Source organism: Noviherbaspirillum sp. FW303-A3, from assembly GCF_058788695.1.
In genome coordinates, this window is the sequence record NZ_JBYTAZ010000001.1 from 994485 (window position 1) to 1015944 (window position 21460).

The 21460-nt window shown below is 59.3% G+C and carries 18 protein-coding genes and 1 tRNA gene; 7 read left to right on the forward strand and 12 right to left on the reverse strand.

The window, feature by feature from the left end; all coding sequences use genetic code 11:
• Positions 1-458: 458 nt before the first annotated feature.
• A complete protein-coding gene (locus AC3WOY_RS04880) occupies positions 459-746 on the reverse strand; it encodes a hypothetical protein (RefSeq protein ID WP_492421328.1) in 288 nt (95 codons plus the stop codon).
• Between AC3WOY_RS04880 and AC3WOY_RS04885 the strand changes: the two genes are divergently transcribed.
• The 3 genes from AC3WOY_RS04885 to AC3WOY_RS04895 are packed head-to-tail and all read left to right on the forward strand — an operon-like array spanning position 745 to position 3085.
• A complete protein-coding gene (locus AC3WOY_RS04885; RefSeq protein WP_492421330.1) occupies positions 745-1623 on the forward strand; it encodes a ComEC/Rec2 family competence protein in 879 nt (292 codons plus the stop codon). The genes AC3WOY_RS04880 and AC3WOY_RS04885 overlap by 2 nt on opposite strands.
• Entirely contained in the window at positions 1620-2300 is a 681-nt protein-coding gene (locus tag AC3WOY_RS04890; RefSeq protein ID WP_492421332.1) for a hypothetical protein, read from the forward strand. Before AC3WOY_RS04885 ends, AC3WOY_RS04890 begins: the two co-directional genes overlap by 4 nt.
• Positions 2297-3085 carry a hypothetical protein gene (locus tag AC3WOY_RS04895; RefSeq protein ID WP_492421334.1) on the forward strand — a complete coding sequence of 263 codons (789 nt, stop codon included), beginning with the start codon at positions 2297-2299 and terminating at the stop codon, positions 3083-3085. Before AC3WOY_RS04890 ends, AC3WOY_RS04895 begins: the two co-directional genes overlap by 4 nt.
• A gap of 69 nt (positions 3086-3154) precedes the next feature.
• Here AC3WOY_RS04895 and AC3WOY_RS04900 read toward each other — a convergent pair whose 3' ends face one another.
• The 7 genes from AC3WOY_RS04900 to AC3WOY_RS04930 form a co-directional block, all read right to left on the reverse strand.
• On the reverse strand, positions 3155-4171 hold the full coding sequence (locus tag AC3WOY_RS04900) for a tyrosine-type recombinase/integrase (RefSeq protein WP_492421336.1): 1017 nt from the start codon (positions 4169-4171) through the stop codon (positions 3155-3157).
• Between the two features lie 111 nt (positions 4172-4282).
• Positions 4283-4357 (reverse strand) — tRNA-Val (locus AC3WOY_RS04905).
• A gap of 37 nt (positions 4358-4394) precedes the next feature.
• Complete coding sequence (gene dnaQ, locus AC3WOY_RS04910; RefSeq protein ID WP_492421338.1) at positions 4395-5114, reverse strand: DNA polymerase III subunit epsilon; 720 nt, start codon at positions 5112-5114, stop codon at positions 4395-4397.
• The gene (locus tag AC3WOY_RS04915; protein WP_492421340.1) at positions 5111-8224 is read right to left on the reverse strand and encodes an efflux RND transporter permease subunit; all 3114 of its coding nucleotides are present in this window, start codon (positions 8222-8224) and stop codon (positions 5111-5113) included. Before AC3WOY_RS04915 ends, dnaQ begins: the two co-directional genes overlap by 4 nt.
• Before the next feature lie 12 nt (positions 8225-8236).
• Entirely contained in the window at positions 8237-9391 is a 1155-nt protein-coding gene (locus tag AC3WOY_RS04920; protein ID WP_492421342.1) for an efflux RND transporter periplasmic adaptor subunit, read from the reverse strand.
• Between the two features lie 73 nt (positions 9392-9464).
• Positions 9465-9899, reverse strand: coding sequence for a ribonuclease HI (rnhA, locus tag AC3WOY_RS04925; RefSeq protein ID WP_492421344.1), 435 nt, complete (start codon positions 9897-9899; stop codon positions 9465-9467).
• A 2-nt stretch (positions 9900-9901) separates the two neighbouring features.
• Positions 9902-10681 (reverse strand): class I SAM-dependent methyltransferase, encoded by a 780-nt coding sequence (locus AC3WOY_RS04930; RefSeq protein WP_492421346.1) that lies wholly within the window; start codon positions 10679-10681, stop codon positions 9902-9904.
• A gap of 3 nt (positions 10682-10684) precedes the next feature.
• On the opposite strand from AC3WOY_RS04930, the gene gloB reads away from it, so the two are divergent.
• The gene (gene gloB, locus AC3WOY_RS04935) at positions 10685-11458 is read left to right on the forward strand and encodes a hydroxyacylglutathione hydrolase (RefSeq protein WP_492421348.1); all 774 of its coding nucleotides are present in this window, start codon (positions 10685-10687) and stop codon (positions 11456-11458) included.
• 124 nt (positions 11459-11582) lie between these two features.
• Positions 11583-13100 (forward strand): transglycosylase SLT domain-containing protein, encoded by a 1518-nt coding sequence (locus AC3WOY_RS04940; RefSeq protein WP_492421350.1) that lies wholly within the window; start codon positions 11583-11585, stop codon positions 13098-13100.
• 9 nt (positions 13101-13109) lie between these two features.
• On the opposite strand, the gene AC3WOY_RS04945 is transcribed toward AC3WOY_RS04940, so the two are convergent.
• From AC3WOY_RS04945 to AC3WOY_RS04960, 4 genes are read right to left on the reverse strand one after another with little or no spacing between them, the layout of a single operon-like run.
• Positions 13110-14732 carry an ABC transporter ATP-binding protein gene (locus AC3WOY_RS04945; RefSeq protein WP_492421352.1) on the reverse strand — a complete coding sequence of 541 codons (1623 nt, stop codon included), beginning with the start codon at positions 14730-14732 and terminating at the stop codon, positions 13110-13112.
• Complete coding sequence (locus AC3WOY_RS04950) at positions 14729-15766, reverse strand: ABC transporter permease (protein ID WP_492421354.1); 1038 nt, start codon at positions 15764-15766, stop codon at positions 14729-14731. Before AC3WOY_RS04950 ends, AC3WOY_RS04945 begins: the two co-directional genes overlap by 4 nt.
• On the reverse strand, positions 15763-16821 hold the full coding sequence (locus AC3WOY_RS04955; RefSeq protein WP_492421356.1) for a microcin C ABC transporter permease YejB: 1059 nt from the start codon (positions 16819-16821) through the stop codon (positions 15763-15765). The genes AC3WOY_RS04950 and AC3WOY_RS04955 overlap by 4 nt, the downstream gene beginning before the upstream one ends.
• A 23-nt stretch (positions 16822-16844) precedes the next feature.
• Positions 16845-18644: an extracellular solute-binding protein gene (locus AC3WOY_RS04960; RefSeq protein ID WP_492421358.1), complete on the reverse strand. Its 1800-nt coding sequence runs from the start codon at positions 18642-18644 to the stop codon at positions 16845-16847.
• Positions 18645-18973: 329 nt separating this feature from the next.
• On the opposite strand from AC3WOY_RS04960, the gene fabI reads away from it, so the two are divergent.
• Together fabI and AC3WOY_RS04970 are read left to right on the forward strand one after the other, a co-directional pair.
• Positions 18974-19756, forward strand: coding sequence for an enoyl-ACP reductase FabI (gene fabI / locus AC3WOY_RS04965; RefSeq protein ID WP_492421360.1), 783 nt, complete (start codon positions 18974-18976; stop codon positions 19754-19756).
• A gap of 309 nt (positions 19757-20065) precedes the next feature.
• Positions 20066-21457: a DEAD/DEAH box helicase gene (locus AC3WOY_RS04970; RefSeq protein WP_492421362.1), complete on the forward strand. Its 1392-nt coding sequence runs from the start codon at positions 20066-20068 to the stop codon at positions 21455-21457.
• Positions 21458-21460 lie beyond the last annotated feature (3 nt).

A 21460-nucleotide genomic window follows, 5' to 3' on the forward strand; every position in this document is an offset into this window, starting at 1 on the left:
CCCCGAAGGAGATCACCAGGTGGCTCCATGTCGTTGCGCCCAGGTGAAAGTCGCTCGATAGAAAACAAAATGGCCGCTTACTATCACGGCAAGAGCTGACTCTACTGACCAGATGCGGGACGATAGTATGCGACCTGTAGCAAATAGCTCTTTTTTGAGCAAGTTCCAATGCCAATGTCATACCCAGTATGCAATTGGTATACCGGCCTAGTTACCAAGAAAACAATATTGCCCCCCCCCTTTCTGACACCGCAACTGCACACTCCCTGAAAACCTCTGCTGGCTCCCGCCACAACTCCGCCCTAATGAGGAGCGTCAACCCGGGGAGGCTAATGCCACTAGCCATGATTCCCTGCGCCAAAATACTTGTATATCCATACAGCACCATATATAGTACATATAGGAAAATTTAGCACTATATACGGTGTTTCTGGATTTTCCATTAGAGCGGTATTTCGTCATTTCCTTTTGGAGGTAGCAATGGCAAATAAATCCACCGGTAGCAAAGTGGCGTCCACGGCAGGACGCGTATTAGGGAGCTCGAACGCATCCTCGCTCCAGCGTAGTCTTGCTGGTAGTGCCTTGGCACAGGCCGGCACCTCGAAAACAACGAGCAAGACGATGGAAACCAAGGCCTCCGGAGCATTACAGAGCTCTAAGGCCAGCACTACAACAAAGGCCTTAGCTGGTTCATTGGTGTCCCAGTCAAAGAAAAATCCCTGAAAGAAAATAACGGGAGGCGACATGGGTGGATTGATGCGGCTACGGATCTGGAATGTGGAGCACGGGGCGTGCGCCATGCTTCACCACGTTGAGCCCCAACTGGGTGGGCCCGATAGGGCCGGCAAGCTCGCGATGATCGATTCAGGTTGCATGACAGGTTGGCGACCGAGCACTTTCATCAAGAACACTCTCTGTCGCACTAGGCTGGATTACCTGCTCATTACGAACGCCGATCAAGATCACATGAGCGATCTGCAGGGCCTGTGGAACGAAGGCATATACATCGACACGCTAATCAGAAACGTGTCGTACACTGGCGATCAGTTGGAGGCAATCAAGAGGCAAAGTGGCCGTCCACTCACCGATGACGCCAAAAAGTATGTCGCGTCGTGCAATGGGTACAACACCGTCACGACCTCGCCGTTCGACGACAACATGGGTGGGATCAGGATGTCGATGTACTACAACCCCTACCCGACCTTCACCGACACGAACAATCTGAGTCTGGTGGTCTTCATCAAGTACGCGAACTTCAAGATCCTCTTTCCTGGTGATCTCGAAAAGCCGGGCTGGCTGGCCTTGCTGCAGCAACCCGCCTTTCGCACTGAACTCCACGACACCGATGTGTTGGTCGCATCGCACCACGGTCGCGAGAACGGATTTTGTGAGGACATCTTCAAGTACTTCACGCCAAGTTGCGTCGTGATCTCGGACAAAGCCAAGGTGCACTCCACGCAGGAGACAGTGCCCGATTATCGGAAAGTCATCCGTTCTCAGGGCGTGCGCGTCCGCACGACGATGAAGGATCGACACGTGCTAACCACGCGTCGCGACGGCTGGATCCAGTTCGACGTGCAGGACGATAGCCAGTATTTCATCGATACGGAGTACAACGGATGAAGACCGACCTCGACCGCTCATTGAAGTCACTGAACATGAAGTGGTTGGTGATGCTGGCCGTCCTCGACATAATCGTGATGTTGCTGTTCGTCGCTCCCGAGGTCATCAAGGACGCAGAGTGGAGCCAGATCGCAATCATGCGCGGGTTAGCAGTGACCGTCCTGCCCGTTCTGATCCTGTTGTGCACTGGTTTGCTGTCGCACAACGTGAAGGCCATCCTGGTGTACTGGCGGATTAAGAATCCGATGCCTGGATGCGAGGCCTTCACACGTCATGGGCCGGCGGATGTTCGGATCGACATGGCCGCGTTGAAGAAGAACGTTGGTGAGCTACCGACCGATCTTGCTGAGCAGAACAAGAAGTGGTTCAAGCTGTACAAGATGGTCAGTGACGACAAGCCGGTTGTCGAAGCGCACAAGATGTACTTGATGTACCGCGATATGGCCGCCATGTCGCTACCGCTGATTGTTCTAGTGCCCACCGGCATGCATTTAATTGGCGCAACGAAGTTAGCGTTGTGGATCGCAACAGGGTTCTTTACAACGCAGTTCATCGCCTGCTGCCTGGGCGCGAGGAACAGTGGCACGCGGTTCGTGTGCAACGTACTATCGATACACTCCACCAAGAAGGTTACTGCTCCGAAGACATCTCCCGGGCCAAAAAAGGAGCAAAAATGAATTGGATCATTAACCTGCTATCTGACCCGCTAAAGCAGTTGGTACTTAGTAACCCAGCGCTCGCGTTAGCGGTAGCAGCGTCAATATCACTACCCGTGGTATGGCTTGCTTCGTGGCGACTTATGTATGCAATGAGAGAAAAATCTCTCAATTACAGTGACAAACGATTATCCTGGCTGATGGAAACACTAAAGAGCGAGCGCCTGGAAGCTATACATCCGCTACGCCTAGAACTTGTATTCCGACGTGCTTACGGATACCGGTACAACAGCGACGAAATTCTACTCGCGATGGCGCGAAAGAATACCAGTGGTTTGCTCTTCGATATTAGATACGGCGTATCATTCGTCAAACTTAATAAAGCCGCGATAGGTTTTGAGGCAATAAAAGAACATAAGCTTAGCTTGCGAACGCGCGAACGTATAGCGGACTGGATCGCACAGCTGATATTTATTCCAGCAATCCTCTTTTCATTCATCTTCTCTTTTTTGTGGCCTGTAGAAGGAATCTTTGTTCTTGTTGAATCAGTCGCCCTTCTTGTCTTGTTTATGGGGATGTCTCGGTCATTAGCATGTGCGCAGCGTCTGCTGACGCTTGACAGATATCCGCTGATTGTCACTGAGAAGGGATCTGATATAGCCACATTGCCCATAGAGCCCCCTACTCCTCAGCCACGACAAAATCGATCGCGTAGGAACAAAAACAATTCGACGCCTTCTCTCGAACTAGTTGATATTGAAAAGGATCGTAGTCTCGGAAAGATGCCGAACTCTGCTTTGAGCTGAATGCAAGTCGTCAATGCTCGGATAGCTGGGCTTGCACTCATTGGTATGTGCCACGACTTTCTCAGAATGTCATCCAAGCTTTCTTGCCAAGTCCTTTGCTCGCGGGTGGTAGTACCGCTTCAACATGGAAAGCGATTTATGGCCGGTCACCGCGGATAGCTCCAAGACGTTATCCAACTTTTCCGCTATTCTGCTGGTGGCCTCATGCCTCAAGTCATGGAAATGCAGGTTCTCGAGCCCGGCACGGGTTACGGCACGCTCGTAAGCCTTCTTAGCCGCATCAGCTGTAATCGGAAATACCTTCCCCGAAATATGGCGAGGCAGATTGCTTAGAACAGTATGGGCACGTGTGGAAAGCGGGACATCACGGGCGTCGCCATTTTTTGTATCGTGCAGCCGGACGAAGCGATCCGCCAAAAAGACATCGCCCCATCGGAGTGATAACAGTTCGCCCCGCCTCATTGCGGTTTCCAAGGCCAAAACCACAAGCGGATACACCCAGGGATTTTTGCATCCACCCTCTTCGAATCGCCCCTGAGCTGAACGAGTGCTCGGCTCCAATTCTGCCAGCAATCTTTCTTCTTCCCCTGGTGAAAGACGCCTGTTTCGCCCTTTATTTTCTGGCGGCCGCCGGATCATCGATACGGGGTTTTCAATATGAATTCCCCACTCCTTCCGGGCAACGTTGATTACATGGGAAATCAAATTCAGGTCCCGATTCGTTGTCGACCCTGAGACCTCCTTCAACCGTCTATCCCGCCATTCAGCAAGGATCTTGCCCGAAAGGCCGGCCACCTTATACTGGGCAATCGGGTCTCGAAGCAATGAAGTAATTCGATAGCGCTCGGCCTGCGCGCCTTTCTTGTGATTGGAAACGTCGGAAAGATAACGGCTTAAGAGATCCCCCAAGGTATTTCTTTCCGCCTCGGTTCGATCGACAAAGACGCCGCGTTCCATCTCTGATTCGATAACGGTTGCCCAGGCACGTGCGGCCGGCTTCGAATTGAATGTGTGAGTAAGCTTAGGCCAGCCTTCACGCCGGATCTGAACTTCCCAGTATTTTCCACGTTGACGAATCGTCGCCACCACAAGCTCCCTGCCACTCGACTGTGGCAATTTTGTGGCAAATGTTCCGATTCAGGGAGGACAGAAATCGAGCGGGATTGAAAAATCCCTTGCTGATCAATGTGTTGGGGATGGTGGACAGTACTGGGATTGAACCAGTGACCCCCGCCGTGTGAAGGCGGTGCTCTACCCCTGAGCTAACTGTCCGAAGAGCTGCGCATTATGGCACAAACCGTGCGCGGAATCAATTCGTTGCTGTTTCCGGTTCCACACGCCACAGACATTTTCCTTTGACGTCCTTGTCAAGACGGTCCAGGAGCGCTTCGTGTTCCATTCGCTCCTCTTCCGTCGCTTGAAGGATGACGATTTCAGCCAGCGATACCACCTCGATCACTTGATCCTGCGTCACGCCTTGTTCTGGCGCGGCAAGGTCGATCGTGAGGCTGTTCTGGCCGCGCGTCATGGCCAGATAGACCTCCGCCAGCAATTCCGCGTCCAGCAGCGCGCCGTGGAGCGCGCGGTGGGCGTTGGAAATGCCGTAGCGGTCGCAGAGCGAGTCGAGCGAATTGCGCTTGCCGGGGTGCATTTCCTTGGCCTGCACAAGGGTATCCGTAATACAGGCAACGTGTTCCGCGAAGCGCGGGAACCCGAGCCGGTCGAATTCCGCATCAAGGAAGGCGAGGTCGAACGGCGCGTTGTGGATGATGATTTCGGCGTCGCGGACATAGTCGCGCAGCTCGTTCGCGATTTCCGCGAACTTGGGCTTGTCGCTCAGGAATTCGGTGGTCAGGCCGTGCACCGCGAGTGCGCCCTCTTCCGAGTCGCGCTCCGGATTGATGTAGGAGTGGAAGTTGTTGCCTGTGAGCTGGCGATTCACGATCTCCACGCAACCGACTTCAATGATGCGGTCGCCGGAGCGTGGGTTCAGGCCGGTGGTTTCGGTATCGAGGACGATCTGTCTCATGCTTGATGTACGGTTGCAGGTGTTGGTTGGGCGTGCGCGGCATCGGGCTCGGCATGCGCCTTCTTCCGGGTGAGGAAAGTATAGAAGGTCGGGACGACAAATAGTGTGAGGAGCGTGCCGAAGGTCATGCCGCCGACGATGACCCAGCCGATCTGGATGCGCGACTCGGCGCCCGCGCCGGTGGCAAGTGCCAGCGGCATCGCGCCGAGCACCATGGCGCCGGTGGTCATCAGGATCGGGCGCAGGCGGAGGACGGCGGCTTCTACGACAGCCTCTCGGATTTCCCGGCCCTGCTCTCGCAACTGGTTGGTGAACTCGACAATCAGGATGCCGTGCTTGGTAATCAGGCCGACCAGCGTGATCAGGCCGATCTGGCTGTACACGTTGAGCGTGCCTCCGCTCCATTTCAGTGCCGCCAGCGCGCCGGCCATCGAAAGCGGCACGGTCAGCATGATGATGAAGGGATCGATGAAGCTTTCAAACTGCGCCGCCAGCACGAGGTAGATGAAGGCGAGCGCGAGGATGAAGGTCAGCGCCAGGCTGCCGCTCGACGCACGATATTCGCGCGACGATCCGGACAGGTCGGTGGCGTAGCCGGGCTTGATGATGCTCTTGGCTGTTTCCTCCATGAATTCGATCGCTTCGCCCTGTGTATAGCCGTTGGCAAGGTTGGCGGTGATGACCGCGGCACGGCGCTGGCCGAAGTGGTTCAGCTCACGGGGAGCAACGGTTTCGCGGACTTTCAGCAGGCTGGACAGCGGCAGCATCTGGTCGGGCGTGCCGTTCTTGCCGGTGGCGCGCACGAAGATGTTGTTGATGTCGTCGGGCGCATCGCGCTCGACATTCTCAATCTGCACAATGACGTCGTACTGGTCGCCGCCCCTCTTGAAGCGCGTGACATTGCGCCCGCCGAGCATGGTTTCCAGGGTACGGCCGACGGTCTCGATCTGCACGCCGGCATCGGCAGCCTTGTCGCGGTCGACCTCGACGTTGACCTGGGGCTTGTTCAGGCGCAGGTCGGTGTCGATGTTGGCCAAGCCCGGGTTCTTACCGGCTTCGGTTACGATCTGCTGGACGACGTTCTGCAGTTCCGGATAGGATGCATTGGTCAGGACCACCAGGTTGACGGGCCGCTCGCGGATCGACTGGCCAAGCGATGGCGGTGCGTTGGGGAAGGCAAGCACGCCGGGAACGCCGGCCATCTTGGGCTGCATTTCCTTGATGATGTCGAGCGTGCTGCGGCTGCGCTCGCTCCAGTCGACCGTGCGGAAGAAGGCGACGCCGCGCTCGACGGTCGGGTTGCCCGCGATGATGAACACGCGGTCGATTTCCTTGGCATCCGCGGCAATCTGTTCCAGGCGGCGGGCATATTTCTCTGTGTACTCCAGGGATGCGCCATCCGGTCCGGTGATCGACGTGAAGATCGTTCCCCGGTCTTCGATTGGCGCCAACTCCTTCTTCATGCCGGTTCCGAGCCACACCAGCGCGCCGATGACGAGCAGGTAGACAAGAATCACCATCCAGCGTGCGGTCAGCGTCATCGCCAGGACGCGCCGGTATCCGGCGGTAATGGCATTGAGCGTGTTTTCGATCGCGCGGTAGGCGGCGCCGTGCTTTTCCTGGTGTTTCAGCATGATGGAACACATCATGGGCGACAGGGTCAGCGCGACGAAGCCGGAGACGATCACCGCACCGGCAAGTGTCAGCGCAAATTCGACGAACAGGCGGCCGGTACGGCCGGGCGTGAAGGCGACCGGCGCATACACGGCGGCCAGCGTGAGCGTCATGGCGATCACCGCGAAACCGATTTCCTTTGCGCCCTGCAGGGCCGCCTGGAAGGGCTTCATCCCGTCCTCGATGTGGCGATAGATGTTTTCCAGCACCACGATCGCATCATCCACCACGAGGCCGATGGCCAGCACCAGCGCCAGCAAGGTGAGCGTATTGATCGTGAAACCTGCCAGCGACATGAGCGCAAACGAGCCGATCAGCGATACCGGAATCGTGACCAGCGGAATGATCGAAGCGCGCAGGGAGCGCAGGAAAACGAAGATCACCAGCGCGACCAGCACGATCGCCTCGCCGATGGTCGAGTAGACGGACTTGATGGAGCGTTCGATGAACAGCGTGTTGTCGACCGAGATCGCGATCTTCACGCCTTGCGGCGCGAGTTCTTCGTTCAGCTTCGGCACTTCGGTCTTTACATGGCCGGCCAGTTCCAGCGGGTTGGCTGTTGCCTGACGGATGACGCCGAGCGACACGGCGTTCTGGCCGTTGAAGCGCACCGAGGTCCGCTCGGCGGCGGGACCGAGTTCGACCTTTGCGACATCCTTGACCCGTATGGCATAGCCGTTGACGGTGCGCACGATGATGTTTTCGAACTCCGCCGGCGTCGCCAGGTCGGTCTGGGACACGACCGAGAATTCGCGCTGGCGTGATTCGATGCGCCCGGCCGGTACTTCGACGTTCTGCCGCCTGAGCGCATCTTCCACATCCGCGGGGGTCAGGCGGTAGGCAGCCAGCTTGTCCCGGTTGAGCCAGAGGCGCATCGCATACTTGCGCTCGCCGCCGATGCGCACGTCCGCTGCGCCGGGCAGCAGTTGCAGGCGCGGCTTGACGATGCGGTTTGCGATATCGGTGAGGTCGAGCTGCGACATGCTGTCGCTCGAGAACGAGAGCCAGATGATGGGATTGGCATCGGCCTCGACCTTGGCGATCACCGGTTCTTCGATGGTTTGGGGCAGCTTGGAACGCACGCGCGAGACGCGGTCGCGCACGTCGTTGGCGCCGGAGTCCGGATCTTTTTCAAGACGGAAGCGGACGGTGATCTGGCTTTGCTCCGCGCGCGAGATCGATGTCAGGACGTCGATGCCGTCGATACCGGCGATCGAGTCTTCCATCGGCTTGGTGACCTGTGACTCGACGATCTCGGAACTGGCGCCGGGATAACGCGTCTCCACTGTGACCACCGGTTCATCGATCTTGGGGTATTCCCGCACGGCGAGACGGTTGTACGACACCAGGCCGATCAGCAGGATGATCAGCAGGATGATCAGCGACATCACCGTCGCGAACACGGGACGGCGGATACAGATGTCTGACAAGACCATGATGCGCTCCGTTTAACTCTTCGGTGCCGGCGCTGTCGAGACGCTGACGGGCTTTCCGTCCGGCCCGCTCATCTGGGCGATGCGAACCGGCGTGCCATCCTTGGACAGCCGGATCTGGCCGGCGGTCACCACAGTGTCGCCCGGCTGCAGGCCTTCCACGATTTCCACCGTGGCGGCACGGCGCAAGCCGGTCTTGACCTCGATTCGCATTGCCTTGCCGTCGACGACCTTCCACACCGTGGCTTTGTTGCCTTGGGGGACGATGGCCTCCTCGGGAACAACCATCGCATTGCCGCGTTCGGCGAGGATCAGCCTGACGCGCGCAAACATGCCCGGTTTGAGCTTGCCTTCCGGATTGTCGATGCGGCCTCGCAATAGCGCGGAGCGCCCGGAGCTATCGACCTGCGGATCAATGGCGTCGACGCGCGCACGGAAAGGCCGGCCCGGCACTGCATCCACGAGCACTTCAATCCCCTGCCCCCTTTGCACCTGGTCCACGTAGCGTTCCGGAACGCGGAAGTCGACCTTGACGCTGGAGATGTCTTCCAGGTTCACGAGGTCGGTGCCGTCTTTCACGTAATCGCCGACGCTGACCGTGCGGATACCGACAATGCCGGAAAACGGCGCGCGGATTTCGAGCTTGGACAGCCTCGCTTCGGCGAGTGCGAGCTTCGCTTCGAGCACCTGCACGTTGGCCTGCGACTCGTCGCGCGCGCGCTCGGAAATGAATTTCTGCTTCGCCAGGTCGACGGTGCGTTCGAAGTTTGCGCGGGCAATGCCCAGCTCCGCTTTCGCCTGCTGCACTTCCGCCTGGTTGACCGTGGCGTCGAAGGCAATCAGCAACTGGCCCTTTTTCACATGCTGGCCGTCGTTGAAGTTCAACCTGGCAATTCGTCCGGACACTTCCGGACGGATGATCACAGCTTCGTTCGAACGTATCGAACCGACGGCGTTGATGTCATCAATCAAGCGAGCAGTGCTGACTTGTGTAGCGTCGACCGATACCGGAGAGGATGTACCACCGCCGGATTTTGCCGCGCCGGCCTGCGGGGCCGCTGTCTGCTCGATCGGCCCCTGAGGCTGGCGCTGGGCATAATAGGCATAGGCACCAAGGGCAGAAATGCCGATGGCGGCGATGGCTGGATACAGGATTCTCCGGGCGTTCATGTGCTCGTTTGCGGGTGTTGATCTTCAGCGGCAAACCGTGTTGCCAACGAGCGAATGTAGCATATCAGTGAAATCAGGACACGGAGGCTACTCCGAGGTTGGCCAAGGCGTCGGCGCGCTCGTTTCCTTCGTGTCCCGCATGGCCTTTCACCCAGCGCCATTCGATTTTGTGCTGAGCCTGGGCGGCGTCGAGCGCCTGCCACAAATCGGCATTTTTCACCGGCTCCTTCGCAGCCGTTTTCCAGCCGCGCGCCTTCCAGCCATGGATCCATTCGCTGATGCCTTTCTGCACATACTGGCTATCAGTATGGACAATCACATCGCATGGTCGTTTCAGCGCGGTGAGCGCTTCGATCACGGCCTTCAGTTCCATCCGGTTGTTGGTGGTATTTCGCTCGCCGCCGTACAACTCCTTCTTGTGCGCGCCGGCAATCATCAAAGCTCCCCACCCGCCGAGGCCAGGATTTCCCTTGCATGCCCCGTCGGTAAATATTTCCACTTTTTCCATGCTTATTGATGTTTCTTTTGTATTCGATTGGTTGCCGGCACGCCTTGTGTGGCGGTGGCAGATTTCCTGGCCCAAACCGGGCCGATCAGACGCATGCCGCGCACGCGCTTGATCGCGTGGACGATATAGACGGCACCAAGATAGGGCCACCAGCGGTCGCCCGCCCCTTCCATAAAGGTGAAGCGAGTCAGCCACTTCTCGGTGAGGCAAGGCGGCGCATAGCAGCCGAAATGGCCGCGGCTGACTTCCATGTTGAGCAGCTTGAGCCAGTCCTTGAGGCGGGGGACGCTGATGAATTCGCCCTCCGGCGGAAGGAAATGCGCGCCCGTCAGTCGGCCGGCAATCTGGCGCAATCCCCACATGCTGGCGGGATTGAAGCCGACGATGATCACCTGCCCCTCGGGACGCAGCACGCGCTCGACCTCGCGCAACACCTGGTGCGGCTCGGACGCGAATTCGAGGACATGCGGCAGGACAATGAGATCGAGGCTCTGCGAAGCGAACGGCAGCTCGGCGAAATCATGCACGACGACAATCGGGGCGAGCCCATCCTCACCGTTGCCGGGCGGGACATGCGTGTCGGTCAGCCATTTGTTCGGCATCCGGTTTGCCTGAAGGGCATTCACCTGCGGCAAGCCGACCTGCATGGCATTGAAGCCGAAAATGTCCGCCGTAAGCATGTCCAGCCGCGCCTGCTGCCAGGCGCGGACATAGCTCCCGGCTGGCGTTTCGAGCCAGGGGCCGAGGGCTATAATGGGCTTTTCAGCGGAAGGGCGTTCCATCGTATGTTGAATGTGTTGACTGTTCCGGCGTTCCAGGACAATTACCTGTGGCTGATACACGATGGCGAGCATGCCGCCGTTGTCGATCCCGGCGATGCCGCGCCGATACGGGCAGCGCTCGCGGATCACGGTCTTGCCTTGGCCGCTATTCTACTGACACATCACCATGCTGACCATGTCGGCGGTGTTCCGGCCCTGCTGAAAGATTCCCCCGTGCCGGTCTTCGGTCCACGTTCGGACGGTATTGCACAAGTGACGGTGCCGCTTGCCGAAGGCAATACCGTACAGGTTCCGTCGCTTGGCCTCACGCTGCAAGTAATCGACGTTCCCGGCCATACGCGCGGCCATATCGCTTATTACAGCGCGGAAAACGGCTGGCTGTTCTGCGGCGACACGCTCTTTGCCGGCGGCTGCGGCCGATTGTTCGAAGGCACGCCGGAACAGATGGCGCATTCGCTCGACAAGCTGGCAACGCTTCCTGACAAAACGCAAATCTTCTGCGCGCACGAATATACTCTTGCCAATTTACGCTTTGCTAACGAGGTCGAGCCGGATAATATGCAATTGACAACGCGCATCCGGAGCGAACAATCCAAGCGCGAGCAAGGCATCCCGACGGTGCCATCGACAATAGGCCTGGAAAAGGCCACCAATCCGTTTCTGAGGTTCCGCGAGCCGACCATTGCAGAGAGGCTCATGTCCCGTGGAATCATTTCCACGCGGGAACCAATTGCTGTTTTTGCTGCCTTACGCGAATGGAAGAATTCCTTCCGTTAAGGCATTGCCGGTTTTGCAATTCATGCAATAAATCTTGACGCAGGAAAACACCATTACGTAAACTCACTCGATTCAACCCGGCGCCGACGATCGCCGTGGCTCCAATAACAGCAAGCGAGGCCCCATGCAGCCGCTGAAAACAAGAAACCTCCAAGTTGCAGCGTTACTCATCCTCGGAGCACCGCTCGCCGCCCAGGCAGCCGATCTTTCCCTTCCCCTCTACAACTGGTCGCAGGTTTCCATCCTGGAAAAACCGTACGATCCGAACGACCCGCTGGCGCAGGTCCTGTCGATGGAGGAAGTGGACGTCTGGGCGCGTATCCGCAAAGGCTTCGCCATTCCCGACCTGGACAATCCGCTGGTCGCCAACCATGTGGACTGGTACACGGCCCGTCCTGACTATATCCAGCGGACCACGACGCGCGCATCGCGCTACCTGTTCCATGTGGTGCAGGAACTGGAAAAGCGCAACATGCCGACGGAGCTGGCGCTGCTGCCCTTCATCGAATCCGCCTTCAATCCGCAGGCTTATTCGAGCGCGCATGCTGCCGGTATGTGGCAGTTCATCCCGTCCACCGGGCGCGACTACAACCTGACCCAGAGCATGTTCAAGGACGAGCGCCGCAATGTGCTGGCCTCGACCGATGCCGCGCTGACCTACCTGCAGAGACTGTACGGGATGTTCGGCGACTGGCAGCTGGCGCTTGCCGCCTACAACTGGGGCGAAGGCTCGGTTCAGCGCGCAATCAACAAGGCGCGCGCTGCCGGCGTATCGACGGACTTCAACGGCCTGTCGCAATTCATGCCGGCTGAAACGCGCAATTACGTGCCGAAGCTGCAGGCAGTGAAGAACATCATCGCGGCACCGGGCGAGTACGGCATTGCGCTGCCGAAGGTGGATAACCAGCCTTACTTCGTCACCATCGGCAAGACGCGCGACATCGACGTCAAGGTTGCCGCGCAGTTGGCCGAATTGTCGGTCGATGAATTCAAGGCGCTGAATCCGCAGTTCAACCGCCCGGTCATTCCGGCCGGTTCGGGAACGCAGATCCTCCTGCCGCAAAGCAACGCGGAAAAATTCAAATCCAACCTCGCCCGCTGGGGCCGCGCCCTGTCCTCCTGGACTGCGCACAAGGTGACCGGCGCGCGCGAGAGCATCGCCAGCATCGCGAAGAGGTTCGGCACCACGCCGGAAGTCATTCGCGAGGCCAACAATATCCCGCCGAAGATGGTGGTCAAGGCGGGCTCGACCGTGCTTGTGCCGAGGAGCGACAATGCTCCCGAGAAGGACATCGCGCCGGAACTCGTCGACACAGCCAAGCTGGTGACCGCGCCGGACGTGCCGGAAACCCGCAAGATCTATGTGAAGGTCGGCAAGAAGGACAGCCTCGCCACGATCGCACAGCGGCACAAGGTCAGCGTCGCGCAGATCAAGTCCTGGAATGACCTGAAACAGGATAAGGTATCCACCGGAACGCGTCTCGAACTCAATGTGCCGAACAAGGCGGCTGCGGGGAAAGCAGCGCCGACCCGGCAGGCTGCAAAGAGCACGCCGACGTATCGCAAGGCCGCGCCTGCCCCGGCACGCAAGGCCAAGGCGACCGCATCGAACAGCAAGACCGGCAAGAAGCGTTCGAGCTGACGATCAGGCTCAGGCCGGAGCCGCGCCCGCGTGGCTCCGGGGCGTTGCGGTCTTGCTCAGGGTCGAGTACGTTGCTGCGGCCAGCAGGCGCTGCGTATAGGCTTGCGACGGATTCGACAGCACATCCTCCGTTTTTCCCGCCTCCACTACTTTTCCATCCTTCATGACCATCACGCGGTGCGCCATCGCGCGGATCACGGCCAGGTCGTGGCTGATGAAAAGGTAAGCCATGCCGTACTTGCGCTGCAGCTCGGCGAGCAGCAGCAATACCTGCTGCTGGACCGACACGTCGAGCGAGGACGTCGGTTCGTCCAGCAGGATCAATTCCGGTTTGAGGACCAGCGCGCGCGCAATCGCAATCCGCTGGCGCTGGCCGCCCGAAAATTCGTGCGGATAGCGGGACATCATCTCCGGCGCCAGCCCGACCTCGGAGAGCGCATTCGCCACTTCCCTGCGCAATCCGTCGCGGCCGAGTTGCGGCTGGTGCAGCTCCAGTCCCTCGCCGACGATCTGCTCGATCGTCCTGCGCGGGGACAGCGACGCAAACGGGTCCTGGAACACCACCTGCATCTTGGCGCGCATGGGGCGAAGCTCGACGCTCGACATGTCGCTGATAGGCTTGCCGAGGAAGGCAATCTTTCCATTTACCGCCGCCGAGGACAGGCGGATCAGCGCCATGCCCAGGGTCGACTTTCCTGATCCGGACTCACCAACGATGCCGAGCGTTTCATGCGGCTTCAACTGCACGTCGACATCATTGACGGCGACGAATGGGGTCTTCTTGAACCAGCCGCGCTTGATCGAGAACGTGCAGCGCACACGCTCGGCAGCCAGCAAAGGCGCGGCATTCTCGTCGACGGTTTCCACCACGCGCTGCGGGTGGCTTGCCAACAGCTTGCGCGTATAGGCCTCTCGTGGCTGCGCAAACAGGTCGTGCGTGCTCGCCGTTTCGATCAGCCTGCCCTTTTCCATCACGCCGACACGGTCGGCGAAATGCCGGACCAGGTTCAGGTCGTGCGTGATCATCAGCACGGCCATGTTTTCCTCGCGCTGCAACTGGTTCAGCAATTCGAGGATCTGCACCTGGATGGTCACATCGAGCGCCGTGGTCGGTTCGTCGGCGATCAGCAGCTTGGGCTTGCAGGCAAGCGCCATGGCGATCATTGCGCGCTGCCGCTGCCCTCCGGACAGCTCGTGCGGAAAGGCCATTGCCCTGCGCGCCGGCTCGGGAATACCCGTTTTTTCAAGCAGTTCGACCGTACGCTGCGCCGCGACCTTGGCACTGATGCCTTCATGCAGCATCAACACCTCGGCGATCTGGTTGCCGATGGTGAAGAGCGGATTGAGCGCGGTCATCGGTTCCTGGAAAATCATCGCGACATCCTTGCCGCGCACAGAGCGCATCGCCGCTTCCGGCTTCCGTAGCAGGTCTTCACCTTCGAACAGGATGCGGCCGCCGTATTGCGCGTCATGGTTCAGCCGCAGGATGGAGAGCGAGGTGACGGTCTTGCCCGATCCCGACTCGCCCACCAGCGCAAACTTCTCGCCGGGCGCGATGGAAAAGCTGACATCGCTGACAACAGTGGCGGAGCCGAAGCCGACCCGCAGGTTCTGCACATCCAGCAGGCTCATGCCTTCCTCCGCACGTCGAGCGCGTTGCGCAAGGCATCGCCGATATTGGTCAGCAGCAGCAGCATCATGGTCAGCGCCACGAAGGTCGACATCGCGATCCACCATGCATCGAGGTTGTTCTTGCCCTGCGCGAGCAGCTCGCCAAGACTTGGCGTTGGCGGCGGCACACCGAGGCCGAGGAAGTCCAGGCTGGTCAGCGCAAGGATCGCCGCGCTCATGCGGAACGGCAGGAAGGTGACGACAGGCGTCAGGCTGTTGGGCAGCACATGGCGCCAGATGATCTGGCGGTTGGACAGGCCGATCGCGCGTGCCGCCTGCACATATTCGAGGTTGCGGTTGCGCAGGAAATCGGCACGAACGTAGTCCGACAGGCCCATCCAGCCGAACAGGGACAGCAAGATGAGCAGCAGCCCGAAGCCGGGTTCGAAGATCGACGCAAAAATGATCAGCAGGTAGAGCTCCGGCATGGATCCCCAGATTTCCATGAAGCGCTGGAAGAAAAGATCGGTCCTGCCGGCGAAATATCCCTGGATCGCCCCTGTAATCACGCCGAGGATCACGCCCGTGATGGTCAGGGCGAGGCCGAACAGCACCGATACCCGGAAGCCATACAGCAGGCGCGCGAACACGTCGCGGCCCCGATCGTCCGTCCCCAGCCAGTTGTCGCCGGAAGGCGGCGCCGGATTGGGCGATTTGGCGAAATAGTTCAGCGTGTTATAGCTGTAGCGGTTGATCGGATAGATCGCCCAGTTGCCGTCGCGCGTGAACTGTTCCTGGATGAAGGGATCGAGGTAATCGGCAGGTGTGTCGAAATCGCCGCCGAATTCCCTTTCCGAATACGTCTGCACGATCGGGAACATGATTTTGCCGTTGTAGCTTACCGCGAGCGGCTTGTCGTTCGACACGACTTCGGCTGCCAGGCTGATGCCAAACAGCACGCAGAAAATGATCAGGCTCCAGTAGCCGCGGCGGTTCTGCTTGAAGCGCAGCCAGATGCGCCGGCCCGGTGAGATGGATGGTGTCGTTGTTGTCATCGGTTCAGGCTTTCGAACTGCACGCGGGGATCCGCCCACACGTAGCACAAATCGCCCAGCAGCTTCACCACAAGGCCGATCAGGGTAAACAGGTAAAGGGTCCCCATGACCACCGGGTAATCGCGACGGACCACCGATTCGTAGGACAACAGGCCGAGGCCGTCGAGCGAGAACAGGGTTTCGATCAGGAGGCTGCCGGCGAAGAAGGCGCCGATGAATGCGGCAGGAAAACCGGTCACCAGCGGAATGAGCGCATTGCGGAATACATGCTTGTAGAGCACGGTCTTCTCGCTAAGACCCTTGGCGCGCGCGGTCAGCACGTACTGCTTGCGGATCTCTTCAAGGAAGGTGTTCTTGGTCAGCATGGTCATGACGGCGAACGATCCGGCAACCGATGCAGTGACGGGCAGCGTGATATGCCACAGATAATCAACGACTTTTCCAAAAAGAGACAACTGCTCCCAGTTGTCCGAAGTCAGCCCGCGCAGCGGGAACCACTGCACAAAACTGCCGCCACCGAACATCACCAGCAGGAAGACACCGAGCACAAAGCCGGGAATCGAATACCCGATCAGGACCGCAATACTTGTGGCGACGTCGAACCGTGTCCCTTCCCTCACGGCCTTGGCGATGCCGAGCGGCAGCGATATGAGGTAGGTCAGGAAAAACGTCCACAGGCCGAGACTGATCGACACCGGCAGCTTCGACTTCACCAGTCCCCACACATCCTTGTGGTGATAGAAGCTTTGCCCGAGGTCGAAGGTGGCGAACCCCTTGACCATCTGCCAGAAACGCTCCAGCGGCGGCTTGTCGAAGCCGTAAAGCGCCTGGATTTCCTTGACGCGCTCCGCATCGACGCCCTGCCGCCCGCGGTACTCCGAAGGACCTCTCGTCGAGACTTCGCCCGCGCCTGCCTGCCCCTTCAGCTCCGACAGCATCTGCTCGACAGGGCCGCCCGGCACGAACTGGATGACGGCGAACGTGATCGCGATCACCCCGAACAACGTCGGCAGCATCAGCAGCATGCGCTTCCCGATATAAGCCCACAGGTTCATGGATCAATCCTCATGATAATTTCCTATCGCGGCCCGGTTTCCCACCAGGTAGAGATGACATAGCCGTCGGCCTGGTAATACAGCGGCACGACCTTGGGGATGCCGAAACGGTTGCGGTAGGCAACGCGATGCGTCCCCGAGAACCAGTGCGGCACGACGATATGCTTGTGCAACAGGACGCGGTCCAAGGCGCGCGATGCCGTGACAAGGTCATTCCATGTCGTTGCGGCGACCACCGCGGCGACAAGTTTGTCGACGGCCGGATCCTTCAGGCCCCAGACGTTGCTCGATCCCTTTTCGTCCGCCGCTGATGAACTGTACATGTCGAACAATTCGTTCCCGGGACTGGTGAATGCACCAAGGTTGATGCTCGTCATCTCGAAGTCGAACTCCTGCATGCGGCGCTGTATCAATGCGTAGTCCGATGTGCGCTGGTTCACCTGGATACCGAGCTTTTGCAAGTTGCGCACATACACGCTGATGATGCGCGACATGGCACCCTGATCGTCGATGATTTCGAGCGTGAACGGCTCGCCCTTGGCATTGCGCAGCGCACCGTCCCGATACTCCCAGCCGGCCTCCTTGAACAAGGCTTTCGCCTGGACGAGGTTGGCCCGCAATGACGACGGCGGGGTGGTAACAGGCTGCACGGGCGCGGGGCCGAACACCGCCGGGTCGAGCTGCGCGCGCAAGGGCTCAAGCAGTTTCAGCTCTTCGGCAGTGGGCATGCCGGTGGCGGCAAGCTCGCTATTGTTGAAGAAGGAATAGATGCGCTTGTACTGGAAGTAGAAGAGCTGCCGGTTCATCCATTCGAAATCCAGGGCCAGGCCCAGCGCCTTGCGCACGCGGATGTCCTGGAACTGCGGCTTGCGCAAATTCATCATGAAGCCCTGCATGCCCGCGCCGTTCGAGTGCTTCAGTTCGCGTTTGATGATCTCGCCGCGCTCGAACTTCGGCCCGATGTAGGCACGCGCCCAGTTCTTTGCGGAATATTCGACAACCACGTCGAATTCTCCCGCCTTGAATGCTTCGAGCCGCGCGACGTCGTCCTTGTAGAACTGGTAGTTGATCCGCGCGAAATTGAACATGCCGCGCCGTGAAGGCACGTCATCACCCCAGTACTTCGGATCGCGCCTGAAGCTGATCGAGCGTCCGATGTCGTACCGGTCGATCAGGTAGGGCCCCGTGGAAATCGGCGGTTCGAGCTGGATTTTGTCGAAGCTGGTATTGCTCCCCCACTTGCGCGAAAACACCGGCACGCCGCCTGCGATCAGGGGCAGTTCATGGTTGAGGGACTTGAAGTCAAACCGCACCGTGCGTTCGTCGATCACGACGCACTGCTTGATCTCGGCGAAGGTAATCTTGATGGACGGCGCCCCCTTGGCGACCAGGCTGTCGAATGAATGCTTCACATCCGCGGCGGTCACCGGATCGCCGTTATTGAACCTCGCCTTCGGATTGAGGCGGAAGGTCATGGACATGCGGTCCGGCGCCAGCTGCATGTCCTCCGCCAGCAGGCCGTACATGGTGGCGACTTCGTCAGCCGAGCCGACAGCGAGCGTCTCGAACATCAGGTTGGAGACGCCTGCGGCCGCGACGCCTTTCAGGGAAAACGGATTGAACTTGTCGAAACTGGTGCGCCGGTCGGGATTGGCCAGGAACAGTTCGCCGCCGCGCGGGGCATCCGGGTTGACGTAGTCGAAGTGCTTGAAACCCTCGGGATACTTCGGTGTCCCGTACAAGGAGAAGGCATGGGCGGCCATTGCGCTTCCGCTGGCGGATACCAGGCTGACGAGCAGGATGAGGATAAGGAATTTGCGCATGCGCCTCTATATGTAGTGCATCCCAGCGACTCTGGGCCGGGCTATTTTACCGAAAGGGACAGCGAGGATTTCTATTCCATCAAGTTGCCCTTGCCCTTCGGTAAGCGAGTGTGAGCGTTTTAACATGCCAGACAGCCAACACTGTTGATTTTCCCCAAGCGCGCAAAAGGTTGCCCTATGCCCCAACCCAACCTACAATCTTGCCCAGTCTGAAAAACAGAACCCCGAAAACCGCTGAAACAAGCGCTTTTCCGGTGATTCTTGACCGCGGCACGATGGTCTATACCCGTATCGCGATAAAATACGCACCAAATTTTCTGGAGTCGTTCATGGCATTCCTGCAAGGCAAAAAAATTCTGATCACCGGACTCCTGTCCAACCGTTCCATCGCCTACGGCATCGCCCAGGCCTGCAAGCGCGAAGGCGCGGAACTGGCGTTCACCTATGTCGGCGAGCGCTTCAAGGACCGGATCACCGAGTTCGCCAAGGAATTCGACAGCGAACTGGTATTCGACTGCGACGTTTCCAGCGATGAACAGATCAATGCGGTATTCGCCGATCTCGGCAAGTCCTGGGATCACCTCGATGGCCTGGTGCACTCGATCGGTTTCGCACCGCGCGAAGCAATTACCGGAGATTTCCTAGATGGCTTGTCGCGGGAATCGTTCCGCATCGCACATGACATTTCGTCGTACAGCTTCCCGGCCATGGCCAAGGCCGCCCTGCCGCTGCTGCGCCCGAACTCCTCGCTGCTGACCCTGACCTACATGGGTTCGACCCGCGCCACCCCGAACTACAACACCATGGGCCTGGCAAAGGCCTCGCTCGAAGCAAGCGTACGTTACCTGGCGGAATCGCTCGGCCCGAAAGGCATCCGCGTGAACGGCATTTCCGCCGGTCCGATCAAGACCCTCGCCGCCAGCGGCATCAAGGACTTCGGCAAGCTGCTCGGCATCGTCGCCGCCCATGCCCCCCTGCGCCGCAACATCACGATCGAGGATGTCGGCAACACGGCCGCTTTCTTCCTTTCGGATCTCGCCTCGGGCATTACCAGCGAAATCACCTACGTCGACGGCGGCTTCTCGCACGTCATGTACGCACCGGAAGAGTAATACCGGACTGGGGCGGGCCAGCCCGCCCCTTCCGAAAATAAGCCGACGGCGGATTCAAATAGTATGTATAATGCGCCGCTGTGCATTGCAGCATGATGTACCTCGCAGCATCGCAACCCTTTAGCAATAACGATAAAGCATCCCGCCTCTTGGTGTCGCTCTGGATAGACACCGTCCCGGCGCAAAGCTTTGTGCCGAAATTTCTCAGAAAAATTCTCAGTTGTTTCGTTGGTTGGCGTTGCCTTTTCAATACGTTCGCGTACGCGTCATGAACGTGGTCGCGGCGTTGTAATTCAAGAAAGAAACACAATGACATTTGAAACACTCGGCCTGCACTCGTCCATCCTCAAGGCATTGACGGAAGCCGGCTACACCAAGCCGACTCCCGTCCAGGAGCAGGCTGTTCCCGCGGCGCTCGAAGGCCGCGACCTGATGGTTTCCTCGCAGACCGGTTCCGGCAAGACCGCGGCATTCATGCTGCCGGCGCTGAACAAGTTTGCCGTCGCAGAACAATCCGCTCAACCTGCCCTGAAGACGCCGAACCAGGAACGCCAGTCCGCCCGTTCGCGCGGCGAGCGTCCGCGCTTCCAGGCAGCACAGCCGAAGATGCTGGTCCTGACCCCGACGCGCGAACTGGCGCTTCAGGTCACGACCGCGACCACCAAGTACGGCACCTACCTGCGCCGTGTGCGCACTGTGTCCATCCTGGGCGGCATGCCGTATCCGAAGCAGATGCAACTGCTGGCAAAGAACCCGGAAATCCTGGTGGCTACTCCTGGCCGCCTGATCGACCACATGGAGTCGGGCAAGATCGACTTCTCGCAACTGGAGATCCTGGTGCTGGACGAAGCCGACCGCATGCTGGACATGGGCTTCATCGAAGACATCGAGAAGATCGTGGCCGCCACGCCGGAAACCCGCCAGACCATGCTGTTCTCCGCGACGCTCGACGGCGTCGTCGGCACCATGGCCAAGCGCATCACCCGCGACCCGCTGGTGATCCAGATCGCCAGTGCGGCGAGCCGCCACGAGAACATCCAGCAGCGCGTGCACTTCGTCGATGACTTGTCGCACAAGAACCGCCTGCTCGACCACCTGCTGCGCGATGCGTCCCTCGACCAGGCCGTCGTGTTCACCGCGACCAAGCGTGATGCAGACACGATCGCCGACCGCCTGAACATCGCCGGTTTTGCCGCTGCCGCCCTGCACGGCGACATGCACCAGGGCGCCCGCAACCGCACCCTCGACGCACTGCGCCGCGGCCATGTGCGCGTGCTGGTGGCCACCGACGTTGCCGCCCGCGGCATCGACGTGCCTGGCATTACCCACGTCGTGAACTACGACCTGCCGAAGTTCCCGGAAGACTACGTGCACCGTATCGGCCGCACCGGCCGAGCAGGTCGTAACGGCCTGGCGATCTCGCTGGTGAACCACTCGGAAAACATCAATATCAAGCGCATCGAACGCTTCACCAAGCAGTTGATTCCGGTCGATGTGATCGAGGGCTATGAGCCGAAGAAGACGGCGTCGGCACCGCGCACCGCTCGCAAGCCGGGCGGCTGGAAGCCGGGCGACAACCGCGGCGGCAAGCCGGGCCAGCGCAGCTTCAGCAAGCCGGGCGCACCGCGCAAGGATGGCTACAACAAGGGTTCTCACTTCGGTGACAACGGCGGCGGACGCCGTTCCTACGGCGATCGCTGATCC

Coding starts and splice junctions, on each gene's coding strand:
- AC3WOY_RS04885 (WP_492421330.1), top strand. CDS start 745: ATGGGTGGATTGATGCGGCTACGGATCTGGAATGTGGAGCACGGGGCG.
- AC3WOY_RS04880 (WP_492421328.1), bottom strand. CDS start 746: ATGTCGCCTCCCGTTATTTTCTTTCAGGGATTTTTCTTTGACTGGGAC.
- AC3WOY_RS04890 (WP_492421332.1), top strand. CDS start 1,620: ATGAAGACCGACCTCGACCGCTCATTGAAGTCACTGAACATGAAGTGG.
- AC3WOY_RS04895 (WP_492421334.1), top strand. CDS start 2,297: ATGAATTGGATCATTAACCTGCTATCTGACCCGCTAAAGCAGTTGGTA.
- dnaQ (WP_492421338.1), bottom strand. CDS start 5,114: ATGAGACAGATCGTCCTCGATACCGAAACCACCGGCCTGAACCCACGC.
- AC3WOY_RS04915 (WP_492421340.1), bottom strand. CDS start 8,224: ATGGTCTTGTCAGACATCTGTATCCGCCGTCCCGTGTTCGCGACGGTG.
- AC3WOY_RS04920 (WP_492421342.1), bottom strand. CDS start 9,391: ATGAACGCCCGGAGAATCCTGTATCCAGCCATCGCCGCCATCGGCATT.
- rnhA (WP_492421344.1), bottom strand. CDS start 9,899: ATGGAAAAAGTGGAAATATTTACCGACGGGGCATGCAAGGGAAATCCT.
- AC3WOY_RS04930 (WP_492421346.1), bottom strand. CDS start 10,681: ATGGAACGCCCTTCCGCTGAAAAGCCCATTATAGCCCTCGGCCCCTGG.
- gloB (WP_492421348.1), top strand. CDS start 10,685: ATGTTGAATGTGTTGACTGTTCCGGCGTTCCAGGACAATTACCTGTGG.
- AC3WOY_RS04940 (WP_492421350.1), top strand. CDS start 11,583: ATGCAGCCGCTGAAAACAAGAAACCTCCAAGTTGCAGCGTTACTCATC.
- AC3WOY_RS04945 (WP_492421352.1), bottom strand. CDS start 14,732: ATGAGCCTGCTGGATGTGCAGAACCTGCGGGTCGGCTTCGGCTCCGCC.
- AC3WOY_RS04950 (WP_492421354.1), bottom strand. CDS start 15,766: ATGACAACAACGACACCATCCATCTCACCGGGCCGGCGCATCTGGCTG.
- AC3WOY_RS04955 (WP_492421356.1), bottom strand. CDS start 16,821: ATGAACCTGTGGGCTTATATCGGGAAGCGCATGCTGCTGATGCTGCCG.
- AC3WOY_RS04960 (WP_492421358.1), bottom strand. CDS start 18,644: ATGCGCAAATTCCTTATCCTCATCCTGCTCGTCAGCCTGGTATCCGCC.
- fabI (WP_492421360.1), top strand. CDS start 18,974: ATGGCATTCCTGCAAGGCAAAAAAATTCTGATCACCGGACTCCTGTCC.
- AC3WOY_RS04970 (WP_492421362.1), top strand. CDS start 20,066: ATGACATTTGAAACACTCGGCCTGCACTCGTCCATCCTCAAGGCATTG.